This window comes from Nocardia sp. NPDC050712 (assembly GCF_040654295.1).
Taxonomy (GTDB): domain Bacteria; phylum Actinomycetota; class Actinomycetes; order Mycobacteriales; family Mycobacteriaceae; genus Nocardia.
On record NZ_JBFAHT010000004.1, the window covers coordinates 607,222 to 619,376 of the forward strand.

11 protein-coding genes are annotated in these 12,155 nt (G+C 70.8%); 4 read left to right on the forward strand and 7 right to left on the reverse strand.

What is annotated here, in order from left to right; genetic code table 11:
- Positions 1 to 42: 42 nt before the first annotated feature.
- The gene (locus AB0H76_RS31065) at positions 43 to 573 is read right to left on the reverse strand and encodes a CGNR zinc finger domain-containing protein (protein ID WP_357330575.1); all 531 of its coding nucleotides are present in this window, start codon (positions 571 to 573) and stop codon (positions 43 to 45) included.
- A gap of 38 nt (positions 574 to 611) precedes the next feature.
- On the opposite strand from AB0H76_RS31065, the gene AB0H76_RS31070 reads away from it, so the two are divergent.
- A complete protein-coding gene (locus AB0H76_RS31070; RefSeq protein WP_357330576.1) occupies positions 612 to 1,613 on the forward strand; it encodes a DMT family transporter in 1,002 nt (333 codons plus the stop codon).
- Here the strand turns inward: AB0H76_RS31070 and AB0H76_RS31075 are convergent.
- The 3 genes from AB0H76_RS31075 to AB0H76_RS31085 form a co-directional block, all read right to left on the reverse strand.
- Positions 1,573 to 3,189: an AMP-binding protein gene (locus AB0H76_RS31075; RefSeq protein WP_357330933.1), complete on the reverse strand. Its 1,617-nt coding sequence runs from the start codon at positions 3,187 to 3,189 to the stop codon at positions 1,573 to 1,575. The genes AB0H76_RS31070 and AB0H76_RS31075 overlap by 41 nt on opposite strands.
- 138 nt (positions 3,190 to 3,327) lie before the next feature.
- A complete protein-coding gene (locus AB0H76_RS31080) occupies positions 3,328 to 4,188 on the reverse strand; it encodes a LuxR C-terminal-related transcriptional regulator (protein ID WP_357330577.1) in 861 nt (286 codons plus the stop codon).
- Between the two features lie 102 nt (positions 4,189 to 4,290).
- Positions 4,291 to 5,457, reverse strand: a complete 1,167-nt coding sequence (locus AB0H76_RS31085) for a hypothetical protein (protein ID WP_357330578.1) — start codon at positions 5,455 to 5,457, stop codon at positions 4,291 to 4,293.
- A 135-nt stretch (positions 5,458 to 5,592) separates the two neighbouring features.
- On the opposite strand from AB0H76_RS31085, the gene AB0H76_RS31090 reads away from it, so the two are divergent.
- From AB0H76_RS31090 to AB0H76_RS31100, 3 genes are all read left to right on the forward strand, one after another.
- Positions 5,593 to 6,030 (forward strand): MarR family winged helix-turn-helix transcriptional regulator, encoded by a 438-nt coding sequence (locus AB0H76_RS31090; RefSeq protein ID WP_357330579.1) that lies wholly within the window; start codon positions 5,593 to 5,595, stop codon positions 6,028 to 6,030.
- Positions 6,031 to 6,130: 100 nt separating this feature from the next.
- Entirely contained in the window at positions 6,131 to 6,574 is a 444-nt protein-coding gene (locus AB0H76_RS31095; protein ID WP_357330580.1) for a hypothetical protein, read from the forward strand.
- A gap of 24 nt (positions 6,575 to 6,598) precedes the next feature.
- Positions 6,599 to 7,261, forward strand: a complete 663-nt coding sequence (locus AB0H76_RS31100) for an HD domain-containing protein (protein ID WP_357330581.1) — start codon at positions 6,599 to 6,601, stop codon at positions 7,259 to 7,261.
- A 3-nt stretch (positions 7,262 to 7,264) separates the two neighbouring features.
- Here the strand turns inward: AB0H76_RS31100 and AB0H76_RS31105 are convergent, their stop codons facing one another.
- Genes AB0H76_RS31105 through AB0H76_RS31115 form a run of 3 tightly spaced genes read right to left on the reverse strand, consistent with a single transcriptional unit; the run spans position 7,265 to position 12,149 of the window.
- Entirely contained in the window at positions 7,265 to 9,826 is a 2,562-nt protein-coding gene (locus tag AB0H76_RS31105; protein ID WP_357330582.1) for an FtsX-like permease family protein, read from the reverse strand.
- Positions 9,826 to 10,515, reverse strand: coding sequence for an ABC transporter ATP-binding protein (locus AB0H76_RS31110; RefSeq protein WP_357330583.1), 690 nt, complete (start codon positions 10,513 to 10,515; stop codon positions 9,826 to 9,828). The genes AB0H76_RS31105 and AB0H76_RS31110 overlap by 1 nt, the downstream gene beginning before the upstream one ends.
- A complete protein-coding gene (locus tag AB0H76_RS31115) occupies positions 10,515 to 12,149 on the reverse strand; it encodes an SDR family NAD(P)-dependent oxidoreductase (RefSeq protein WP_357330584.1) in 1,635 nt (544 codons plus the stop codon). Before AB0H76_RS31115 ends, AB0H76_RS31110 begins: the two co-directional genes overlap by 1 nt.
- Between the last annotated feature and the right edge of the window lie 6 nt (positions 12,150 to 12,155).

Below are 12,155 nucleotides of genomic sequence, written 5' to 3' on the forward strand. Positions count from 1 at the left end.
ACCTGGCAAGTCTTTCGTTCGCATTGACGACAATGGTGGCGCTTATTTCTTCCGGGCCCGGTAGGCCGCTACGGCGTTGCGGTTCCCGCAGGCGGTGCTGCAATAGCGGCGCGAGCGGTTGCGGGACAGGTCGAGCACGATGCCCGCACACCCGGTGTCGGCGCAGATCGACAGGCGGCTGAGCTCGTCGGCGCGAATGAGGTCGATCAGGGCCATGGCGGTTTCGACGGCGATGCGGACCGGTAGCGCGGCGTCCGGCGCGACCGCGTGCACGTGATAGTCGACCTCGCCGTGCCGGACCAGCTGCGGGATCGCGTGATGCTCGGCCAGGGTCTCGTTCACCAGGTGCACGGCGGTGTCGCGATCGCTGGTGAGCAGGCGGCGCAGCGCCGGTCGCAGCGCGCGCACCGCCGCGAGTTCGGCGGCGGTGCGCGCGTGCGCGCCGGTGTAGACGTGCTTGGCGAAAAACCGGTCCAGGTGCGCGATTTCGGTCAGCGTGTCCGGATCCTCGCCCGAGTTCACCAGCTCCACCGCAGCGACCAGCGACGCTTCGGTGTCATGAGCAAAGTTCATGTTGACATATTACCAAGCCGCTCGTAGCGTCATCAGTCATGACGATGTTGACTCATGACATGAACGTCCGCCGCCTGCGTTCCGGGCTGCTCATCGCGGTGGCGTCGGCAACGTCGTTCGGCCTGGCCGGGTCGCTGGCCCGCGGCCTGATGGACGCCGGCTGGAGCGCCGCGGCGGCGGTCGCGGTGCGCGTGCTGGTCGCGGCCGTCGTCCTGCTGCCGATCGCGGTGATCCAGTTGCGTGGCGAGTGGCAGCTGCTGCGCCGCAACGCCGGGCTGATCACCGCCTACGGTTTTCTCGCGGTCGCCGGTACCCAGCTCGCGTACTTCAACGCCGTCCGGCACATGGAGGTCGGGGTCGCGCTGCTGATCGAGTACACCGCGCCGATCGCGGTGATCGGCTGGCTCTGGGTGCGCCACCGCGAACGGCCCGGGATCACCACCGTCGCCGGCGGTCTGATCGGCATCACCGGCCTGATCCTGGTCATCGATCTGCGCTCCGGCCTGGCCGCCAGCTGGGTCGGCATCGTCTGGGCCCTGGCCGCGATGATCGGCGCGGCAGCGTATTTCGTGCTCTCGGCCCAGGGTGACGGCACCCTGCCCGGCACCGTGCTGGCCGCGGGCGGCCTGCTGATCGGCGGCCTGGCCCTGCTCGTGGCGGGCGCGGCCGGCCTGGTGCCGCTGCGCTTCGCCACGAATCCCGTTGTCTTCCAGGACTTCACCGTCACCTGGTGGCTGCCGGTGCTGGCCCTGGGCACGGTGACCGCGGCCTTCGCCTACGTCTCCGGCATCGCCGCCACCCGCCTGCTCGGCTCGCGCCTGGCCTCCTTCGTCGCCCTGTTCGAGGTGCTGGCCGCCTTGAGCTTCGCCTGGGTGCTGCTCGGCGAGGCCCCGCGCCTGATCCAATTGCTGGGCGGCGCACTGATTCTCGTGGGCGTCGTGGTGGTCCGCCGGGGCGAGCTCGCCACGGCGGACCGGCAGGCCCAGGAGCGGGCCGAGATCAGCGTTGCCGCAGCAGGAACCGCTGAACCTTCCCGCTAGGCGTCTTGGGCAGGCTGTCGACGAAGTGCACGGTGCGCGGGTAGGCGTGCGCCGCGAACTTCGTCTTCACCAGCCGCTGGAGCTCGGCCGCCAGTTCCGGGCTGCCCGCCACTCCCTCGCGCAGTACCACGAAGGCCTCGACGACCTCGCCGCGCAACTCGTCCGGCATGCCGACGACCGCGGCCTCGATCACCGAGTCGTGCAGCACCAGCACGCTTTCCACGTCGAACGGCCCGATCCGGTAGCCGGCCATGATGATCACGTCGTCGTCGCGGGCGGAGAAGTAGAAGAAGCCGTCCTCGTCGACCATGCCCGCGTCGCCGGTGATGTACCAGCGGCCGTCGGCGGCGTAGCGCGAGGCCGTCTTCTCCGGCGCGTCCTGGTACCCGGAAAACCACAGGGCCGCGCTCGCCCGGGTATCGACGGCCACGCGCCCCGGCTCGCCCGGGCCGAGAACACGATCGGAGTCCTCGGCCAGGATCGCCAGGGCGAAGCCGGGCAGCGGCTGCCCCATCGATCCGGCCCGGGTCTCGGCGCGCACGTCGTCCTGCCAGGCGTTGGCGATGAGCATGCCGGTTTCGGTCTGGCCGTAGTGGTCGCGCACCGCCAGCCCCAGCGTCCCGGTCGACCAGGCCGGAATGTCCGGCGTCAGTGGCTCACCCGCCGAAGAGGCCCGCCGCAACGTCAAACCGGCCGGGGCCGCGGCACTGTCGGCGCGCAGTGCGCGGTACACCGTCGGCGCGGCGGCGAAATTGGTGACGCCGAACTGTTCGAGCACCTGCCAGGTCAACGGGGCCGAGAACCCGGAATGCAGGAGCAGGCTGCGGATTCCAGTGACCAGCGGAGTGAGCAGGGTGTAGTACAACCCGTAGGCCCAGCCGGGGTCGGCGATGTTCCAGTACACGTCGCCAGGCCGGACATCGAGCCCGAACTCCTGGTAGAGCTGCAGGCTCGCGAGAGCCCGCAGCGGCACCGGCACACCTTTCGGCGTGCCGGTGGTGCCGCTCGTATAGAGCTGCACGAGCAGCCCGTCCGGTCCCACCGCCACGGCCGCGCCGCGCGGGTCGTCCGCGGTGTATTTCGCCAGCAGCGCGCCGACCGACAGCTCGGCCTCGGCCCCCGCCACGATCACCTGCCACGCCGGGTCACCCGCGACCTCCGCCTCCGGTGCCAGCTTGGGCAGCTGATCCGCGTCGGCGACAACCACTTTCGCGGCACTGGAGGTCAGCCGGAAGGCGACGGCCGGGGCCGCGAACGCCGTGAACAACGGCACGTGCACCGCGCCCCGCCGCCAGATGCCCAGCAGCACCGTCACCAGATCGGCGGACTTGCCCATCAGCACGCCCACCCGGTCACCGGGTTCGACGCCGAGATCGGCCAGCGCCGCCGCGAACCGGCTGGACCGCTCGCGCAGCTCGCCGTAGGTGAGATCCACCGCCGTCGTGTCGCTTTCGATGATGGTGAAGGCGACGGCGTCGGCCGGATGCCGATCGCAGAGCAGGTCGGCGGCGCACACCCGCGGCGCGCTGTATTCCTCGAGTAGCTGCCGGACACGGGCGGTGGGGTCGGTCATGATCTCTCTCCTGATCGAACGTGACTGGCTGAAACGATTACCGCTGCGCACCGCCGGCCCGACCGGGTGCGCAGGATGACAGGGACCATAGTGAGGCGGGTCACGCCGCGACTACCCCCGGAAGAGGGGAGCCGGCGCCCGTTAGGGCAGCAGCCGCAGCCGGCGCGCCCGCACCACGGCTTCGTGCCGGGAGCCGGCCTCGAGCTTGCGCATGGCGCTGCGCAGATAACTCTTCACCGTCTCGGTCCGCAGCGAAAGCCGCTCGGCGGCTTCGGCATTGGAGCAGCCGAGGGCTACCTGGGCCAGGACGTCGAGTTCGCGCGGCGCCAGCGTCACCGTCGTCTCCAGCGGGCTCTGACCCGCCACCACGGCGGCCAGCCGCTCCGACAGCCCGGCCAAGGCGCGCCGCAGCCCGGGGTCGTCGACGCCACCGGCGATGCCGCGCAACTCCGCGTGGATGCCGCGAATGCCCTCGGCCCGGGCCGAATCCGCCGTGCTCGCGACCGTCGCCGCCGCGCGGGCCAGGCGCATGCGCCGGTCCACCTCGTCGCGGATCGCGAACTCGGCGGCGAGCCGCGCCGCCGACCGGGCGATGACATCGGTGGCCCGATCGCCGACCGGCGCCGCGCGCCCCGCGGCGTACAGCACCGCCCGCGCGTTCCCGCTCACCACGACCGGCACCGCCACCACCGACCGGATACCCTCGCCGACCACCATGCGGTCGTAGTCATGGCTGATCGAGCGCGCGTTCGCGTAGTCCGCGACACTGGCCGGCCGCCCGAGCGCGACCACCCGCCCGCCGAGCCCGCTGGCCGGAGCGACCAGCAGGCCGTGCAGCCCGCGCGTCCGGGTGCCGACGAATTCCGACAGTTTCAGCACGCCACCGGCGTGCACGACACCGCCGAACACCACCGGCACCGCCAGTTCCCGCACGAGCCGGCGTAGTTCGGCCCGCAGGGCGTCATCGTCACGAGGGCGCAGCGAAGCCGGTGTCTCGGTCATCGGCGATCCCTTCGTCGAGCGGCTGCGGACCGGCAGCGTAAGCGGATGCTAAATCCCGCGACGCGACGCCGTCCCGATTTCCGCCGAACGAGCCCCTCGCCGCTACCCGCCGGCGACCCGGCTCGGGCACCCGATCTCCCACCAGATCCGCCAGCACGCGTGCAGCAGATGCGCGCGGACGCCGCCGGCCGAGGTGCGGTGCGCGCCGCGCGCGACGGTGACGTCCATGAGCAGGTCGCGGACGTGGCCGTCGCGGGTGTCGATGCCCTGGGGATCGGTGCCCGAGATCGCGAAGGGCACGGCCGGGATGAAGCCGATCCGCTCCGCGACGGGAGCGAGGGGTTCGGGGTCGGGCAGGTCCGAGTCGCGGCGGTAGAGCACCTGGTCGTGGTAGCAGCGATCGTCCTCGATCTGCTTGCGCACCAGCATGTCTCGCCAGCGGGTGCCGTCGAGGATCTCCTCGACCGACAGGATGTCGCCGACCCCGTGATAGGGGGTGCACAGGCCGTTGGAGACCGAGAGCAGCTCGCGGTGTTCCGGATGCAGATAGCCGCCCAGATTGCGGTGCAGCAGCGCCAGTTCGTAGTCGGTGGCGCCTGGCCGCACCGGTGACGGGCTGTCCGGCCGGCCCAGGGCGTGCAGTTCGTCGATCTTCGCGACGATCTCGGCCAGCGCCGGTGGATGGGTGCGTAGATTGCGGCCCCACCAGGGTTCGGAGTACTCGCCGAGGGTGGCTTGGTCGGCCTCGGCGATCATGCTGTCGAGTTCGGCGCTGAAGAAGCTGTAGAGATCCGGATAGGTCATCTCCGGCGGCAGCGGCACCGCCGCACCGGTGCCCAAACGCGTGGCCCGCCCGGCGAACAGGAAGATGTTCCCGGCATAGCCGATGTCGTTCTCTACGACCAGCTGGTACTGCTCGGGATCGTTGGGCGCGCCGACCTCCTCGGCCCACTCCTCGTCGTCGAACCAGATGTCGGCCTGCATCAGGCCCGACGCCCAGCGCGCACCCAGGCCGAGGTCCTCGGTGCCGAGCAGCGAGTAGGACAGGTCGAAGTACTCCCACCCGTCGGCGACGGTCAGCAGCTCCCGGTACTGCGGGTCCAGCTCGCGGCCCAGCCGCTGCTCCGCGGCCCGCAATTGTTCTTCGCTCGCACCCGGATTCGGCCGGGTATCCGATTCGTACTCGCGGAACTCGACCAGTCGCCGCTTCTGCACGACCATGCGGCCGATCAGTTCCTGCCAAGCCTCCCGTCCCACGGCCGCGCCCATCCGACTCCTTCGCTGGCAGTTTGCTACCAGCGGAGCCTAGTCAGCTCGGGCGGATCGGACGGGGAGCCGTGGCCGGGCGGATCGGCGTGTCGGGCTCCGTGGCCGCCGCGGCGGCGGATGCGGGAAAATGAACGCGTGAGCACCGACAATGCCCGACCCACTCCCCCTGTGACCAGCGCTTCGATCATCGTGCTGACGCTCGCGCGCAAGGTGGAGACCGAGTTGGGAGCCGCGCTGGCGCCGCTGGACCTGACCATCGGGCGGCTGGGGTTGCTCGGGCATATCTCCGGGGTGCCCGGGGTGTCGTTCAGCGATCTGGCACGCATGTCGGGCACGAGCGTGCAGAGCGTGCACAACGCGGTGAAGGCGCTGGTGAGCGCCGGGCTGGTACAGGATCGGACGGCGCGGGCCGGGTCCGCCTCGACGATCGAGCTCACCGCGAAGGGCAAGCGGCTGCTGGCCGCCGCGCGCGTGGCGGTCTCGGAGGTCGACGCCCGGCTCTTCGGGCCGGAGTCCGATCCGATTCTGCGACAGGTGGGTGCCGCGATTCTGGCCGCGTTCGCCGAGTCCTGACAACCGCCGGTGCACCGCCGGTGATTCCGGCCACATCCTTCAATGTAGTTGAAGCTTGCGCTAGGCTTCAACCACATTGAAGGATGAGAGGGGTTCGTTCGTGGAGCAGGTACTGCTGTCGATCCATGTGGTCGCGGGCATCGTCTTCGTCGGCGGCTCGGCCGTCGCGACCAGCTTGTTTCCCCGGTACGCACCGGTCACCGGCGGGCCCGCGGACTCCGAGCGCAGCCCCGGCATCGCCCGGGCCATGCACCGGATCACCGGCGGCTACGCCAAACTCGGCCTGATCGTGCCGCTCATCGGCATCGTGCTGGCCGCCGTGCAGGGCCGGATGGGCGAAATCTGGATCACCGTGGCGATGATCCTCACCGCGATCGCCGGCGGTCTGGTCGCACTGCAGATCTATCCGCTGCAGCAGACCGCGCTCGCCGACCCGGACGACGGCCGCCGCCTGCGCACCCTGTCCATGCTCGCGGGCATCTACAACCTGCTGTGGACGGCGGTCGTCGTCCTCATGATCGTCCGGCCCGGTTCCACGGCCTGATTCCATCCTGCAAGGAGACAAGACATGTCGAGCACGACCGATGTGCTGGCGCTACCCGCCACCCCGCTGACGGACAAGGCCGACGAGCTGATCACCGGGGCACTGACACCGCACCTGCGCCACCACAGCATTCGCGGCTTCCTGTTCGCCCGCGCCTACGCCGCGGCCGAGGGCCTGTCTCCGGATCGGGACTACAACGCGGAGAACCTCTTCCTCATCTGCGCGCTGCACGACATCGGCCTGTCCGACGTCGCGAACGGCGACCAGCAATTCGAGATCGACGGCGCCGATTTCGCGGCCCGGTTCCTCGAGGACAACGGCGTCACCGACGAGCGCGTCGACATCATCTGGGAGGGCATCGCCGCGCACACCAACAATTTCACCGACTCCCCCGTCTTCCGGCGGCGCCGGCCCGCCGAGATCTGGATCGCCGTGCACGGCATCGGCATCGATGTCGGCGGCAGCCCGGCCGGCCTCCCGCCGGGCTGCGCGGACCTGATCCACCGCGCCTATCCACGCCTGGGCGGTACCCCCGCCCTGATCCGCGCCGTCGAAGACCAAGCCCTGCCCAACCCGGCGAAGCGGCCGCCGTGCACGTTCGCGGGCGAGCTGGTGCACCAGCGGCATCCGGACCTGCCGTATCCGACGCTGGACATGCTCTTCGCCCACGGCGGCTGGGACGACTGAGGGCTATTCGGCGCGCAACACGTCGACGGTTTCCAGCCGGCTCGCGTGATAGAGCGGGTAGGCCGCGGCCGCGGCCACCAGTGCCAGCACTCCGGCCAGGCTGATCAGCAACGGCCGGGGCAGCACACCCCAGTCGAGCTGGAAGCCGTAGAAGACCGGGGAGGCCAAGGCCTGCAGATAGATCAGGCCCAGCCCGCCGAGCGCCGCCGCGGCGCCGGTGAGTACGGCCAGCAGCGCCGCCTGGACGACGATGGTGGCCTGTTCGGTGCGGGTGGTCACGCCGATGGCGCGCAGCACGGCGCGTTCGCGGCGGCGCTGGATCAGGCCCAGCACGAAGATGTTCAGGACGCTGATCCCGGCGGTGATCATCACGACGAATCCGGTGACGGTGAAGGGTTCGAAGAAACGGGTGATGGCGGCATCCGCGGCGCGGGCCCATTCTTCGTTGTCGTAGACCGAGAGACCGGCTTGCAGGGCGAGGAAATCCGCACGGTGCGCACTGGCCTCCGCCGGGGAGGAGTAGCGGACCACCACCTGATCGCGGACCGCCTGCCAGTCGCGGGCGGCCAGCGTGTCGGAGACCAGGACGATGTCGCCGAGCGTGGAATCGTTGATGACCCGCGGCTCGAAGGTGCCCGCCACGCGATAGTTCTTGCGGCCCTGCGGAGTCGGCAGCTCGACGCGGTCTCCGGTGGCCGCGTTCAGGCGGCCCGCGGCAATGCCGCTGAGCGCGACCTCGCCGTCGGCCAGCCCGCGCCACAGGGCAGCCGGATCGCTGGTCGGCTCGGCCACGGCCGTGGCGTGCCAGGTGCCGGGCGAAATACCGAGCACCATGCGGGGTTCGGTCTTCGACGGCAGGAAAGCCGTTCGGCGAGCGGATATCTCCCGGTCACCGGCGGCGCGGACGATCTGCTCGTAGGTCTGATCGGCGAGCTGACCCTGGCGCTGATCGAGGATGGCCTGCGGCGCGATGACGAGCGCATCGGGCAGCCGCGAAGCCTTCTGCGCCGCAACCTGATCCGCGGCGAGCAGTTGCACACTGGCCGAGCCGATAGCCAGGCCCGCCCCCACCGTGAGGACGGCGACGGTGGTGGCGAACAGCACCGAATAGCGGCGCAGGTCGGCGGTGGCGAGCCGGCCGACACCGGCGCGCCGCCGGGTCAGCAGGCCGAGTAGCCGGGTGGCGACCGGCGGGGTCAGCCAGACCGTCACGGCGGCGAGACCTGCCAGGCCGAGGAATAGGGCGGTGCTGCCGGTGTCCAGCGAAACCTTGCCGCCGTTGAACTCTCGCATCAGCAGCACGGCGCCGAGCAGCATGGCCACACCGAGCAGAACCGTCCACAGCGAGACCGAGCGGGTGCGCCGCACGACGCCGAAACTGGCCATCGAGGCGAGCGGGCCCTCGCGCACGAGCCGCCAGGCCGGACCGGCGATGGCGAGCACGCCACAGAGCACGCCCGCGCCGATGCCGTAGCCGAGCAGGAGCGGGTCCCAGTGCGCCGAGATGACCGCGCCCGAACCGTCCAGCATGGAGCGGCCGAACCGGTCGACCAGCACTCCGCCCAGCAGGAAACCGGTTGGCACGGCCAGGATTCCCCCGATCGCGCCCACTACCGCGCCTTCGCCGAGGAAGCCGAGCAGCATGGAGCGCGGCGCCGCGCCGATCGCCCCGATGGTGCCCAGCACCGAGCGGCGATCCTCGATGCCGAGCAGGATGGTGTTGATGGCGATCAGGATGCCGACGATGATGCCGCTCAGTGCCGTCAGGTTCAGCGTCTGCTGCCCGGTGGCGTAGATGACGGGGACCTGCGGGCGTGGCGGGCCGAGTTGTCCTACCGCACCCACGATCTCGCGCACCGCCGCCTCGAGATTCGCGCCGGACTTGGGCACCACGAACGCGGCGGTGACGAAACCCGGTGCGCCCAGCAGCCGGGCGGCGTCGTCCGGGGTCGGCGCGAACAGCAACTGCCCGTTGTTGATCCCGGCGACCCGGTCGAACTCGGGGAAGGTCCAGCCGAGGTGCGTGGAGCCGGCGGGCTGCCCCGGAATCCGTACCTCCTGACCGAGTTGCAGGCCGAGCCGCTCGGCGATCGCGGTGGGGATCTCGAAGGGCATGCCGGGGCCGTCGGCGGGTTTCTCGGTGCGGGCGCGCTGCTCGCAGTCGAACGGGCCGACCAGCAGCTCGATGGTGCAGGGCGCGCCCATCACGAAGAATCCGTGCCGATTCCCGCCGATCTCCAGCGGGGCCAGACCGGCCACGAACGGCACCACCGCGACGGCGTCGGGCAGTTCCCGGCTCAACCGCTCGACCACCGAATTCGGCAGGCGCCCGGCCACGTCCGGCGTCACCTGGATGACCTCGGCGCCCGCCGCGGCGGTCAGCGCCGGGCCGAACGAGTCGAACGGCCGCGATACCTCCGCGCGCAGCATCATCATGCCGAGCACCAGCGTGACGCCGATGCTCACGCCCAGGACGCTGGATATCGTGCGCCGCCAGTCGAAGACGAGCGCCCGGAGATGGACACGATGAAACCGGGTGGCACTGCCCCGACCTAGCAAACCCACTACCCTTCCCGCACTGTTTCCCGCACCCGGCCGTCGACCAGAGTGATGTGCCGCGAACCGAATTCGACGACCGACGGGTCGTGGGTGACCATGATGACCGCCGCGTCCTGCTCCGCGGCCAGCTCGCGCAGCAGCGCGAGCACCTCCGCCGAGGAGTGGCTGTCCAGATTGCCGGTGGGCTCGTCGGCCAGCAGCAGCGCCGGTTCGGCGGCCATCGCCCGCGCCACCGAAACACGCTGCATCTGACCGCCGGACAGCTCGGCCGGGCGGTGACCGGCGCGCGCGCCGAGCCCCACCCGCTCCAGCAGTGTCCGGGCCCGCTCGTCGGCCAACCGGGCCGGGACGCCGTCCAATACCAAAGGCAGCGAGACATTTTCGACCGCGGTGAGCATCGGCACCAGATTGAAGAACTGGAACACGAAGCCCAGGTTCCGGCGCCGGAACGCCGAGCGCGCGTTCGGCCTCATCGCCCAGATATCCGCGTCGCGGAACAGGACTCGCCCCGCGTCCGGTGCGTCCAGCCCGCCCGCCACGTGCAGCAGCGTCGACTTCCCGGATCCCGACGGACCGGTGACGACCACGAATTCCCCGGGGCCGACGGTGAAGTCGAACTCGCGCAGCGCGTGGATCTGTTCACCGCCGCGCGCATAGGTTTTGGTGACACCGGCCAGCTCGAGCACCGCCGGCATCAGGCCGCCCGGCGGGCGCGGATGAGCAACTGGTGGCCGTTGTGCACGGTCTCCACGGTCTCCAGCCCGGCCTTGGCCAGCAGCTGATCGACGTCGGCGATCGTGAAGTTGGAGGTGATGGTGCCGGTGGCGACGGCGCGCTCGATGAGCCGGTCCTTCCAGCCCACCCCGGGGCTGGTCAGCACCGACAGCGACAGTTCGCCGTCCGCGGCGAGCAGGGAGGCGAGGTGGTTCAGCACCGCGTGCGGATCCGGGAAGACGTGCAGCGCGCCGTAGCAGCCGAGCCGCTCGACCGAGCCCGGTGCGAGACCGAGCGTGGTGGCGTCGGCCACCAGCGAGACCACGGTGCCCTGCTTGCGGAACCGCTTGGCGGCCTTGCGCAGCATGTCCGGGGACAGATCCACGAACAGGATCGGCGGCAGCCGCTTCACCTTCGCCGCGCCGAGGGCGAACTTGGTCAGGCTGCCGTCACCGACGCCGACCTCGACGAACGCCGTGCCCCGGGACTCGGCGGTGCGCACCTGTTCGCCGCAGAACCGGCCGAGCACCCGCAGGTTGCCGCGCCACACGATCCAGAACAGCAGCGTCGCGACGATCGGGTAGGCCTTGGAATAGATGCGGTAGGCGAAGCGGATGGTGTCCTTGCGGTCGGCTTCGGCCGGCGCCGCGGCGGGCGCGTCGCCGTAGAGCCGCAGACCCTTGTCGAGCACCGGCACCGCGACCGCGCCGGAGGCGGTCACCAGGGCGCCGTCGGGGCCCTCGGTCAGCGGTTCGCGGGTGGCGGGATCGACCAGCGGGGGCAGGGCGGCGAGGGTAGTCACTGGGGCTGACACTCCAATTCCGTAGTAGTCGTTGACCATTCGCTCGTAGAGCGCGGCCGGGGTGAACCGGCGGGCCAGATGGGATCGGCGCACGTCCGGGCCGACCCGGTGGATCGCGCGGACCTTGCGCGCGGACAGGATTCCGGCGACGGCCCGGGCCACCACCTCGGGGCTCTGGCCCGCGTCGAGGTAGTCGTCCAGCCGCTGCTCGACTTCGGCCGCGGCGCCGCGATATTCGGCCAGCCGGGTGCCGGACTGCTGGGCGGCGGCGAAGATCGGGGTCTTGGTCCAGCCGGGCACCAGGGTGGCGACCTGCACGCCGGACCCGGCGGTCTCGGCGCGCAGGGCCTCGCCCAGCTTCTCCACCGCCGCCTTGCTCGCCGAGTACCAGCCGCCGAACGGCATCGCGGTGATCGCGGCACCGGAACTGACCAGAACGATCCGGCCGTGCCCCTGCGCGCGCAGGGTCGGCAGCACCGCGCGGACGACTCGGGCGGTGCCGAGCACGTTGATGTTGAAGATGTCGGCGGCTTCCGCGGATTCGGTCTCCTCGACCGCGCCCTTGATCGCGTATCCGGCGAAGGTGATGACCGCGCCGAGCGTTTCGTGCCGGGCGCGCACCTCGGCGACCCAGCGCCGGACTGTCGCGTCATCGCCGACATCCACGACGCTGATCGGAAACCCGAGGTCCGGTGGCGCGACGAGATCGGCGCCTTCCACCGCGTAGCCCTGTGCGCGCAGCACCTGCGCGGTGGCCCGCCCCATCCCCGAGGCCGCGCCGGTGATCAGGACCACGCCCGATTGCTTGCCCATACTCCG

Excerpts from the sequence above, each read along its gene's own strand:
- AB0H76_RS31065 (WP_357330575.1), bottom strand. The coding sequence starts at position 573 with ATGAACTTTGCTCATGACACCGAAGCGTCGCTGGTCGCTGCGGTGGAG.
- AB0H76_RS31070 (WP_357330576.1), top strand. The coding sequence starts at position 612 with ATGACGATGTTGACTCATGACATGAACGTCCGCCGCCTGCGTTCCGGG.
- AB0H76_RS31080 (WP_357330577.1), bottom strand. The coding sequence starts at position 4,188 with ATGACCGAGACACCGGCTTCGCTGCGCCCTCGTGACGATGACGCCCTG.
- AB0H76_RS31085 (WP_357330578.1), bottom strand. The coding sequence starts at position 5,457 with ATGGGCGCGGCCGTGGGACGGGAGGCTTGGCAGGAACTGATCGGCCGC.
- AB0H76_RS31100 (WP_357330581.1), top strand. The coding sequence starts at position 6,599 with ATGTCGAGCACGACCGATGTGCTGGCGCTACCCGCCACCCCGCTGACG.
- AB0H76_RS31110 (WP_357330583.1), bottom strand. The coding sequence starts at position 10,515 with ATGCCGGCGGTGCTCGAGCTGGCCGGTGTCACCAAAACCTATGCGCGC.
- AB0H76_RS31115 (WP_357330584.1), bottom strand. The coding sequence starts at position 12,149 with ATGGGCAAGCAATCGGGCGTGGTCCTGATCACCGGCGCGGCCTCGGGG.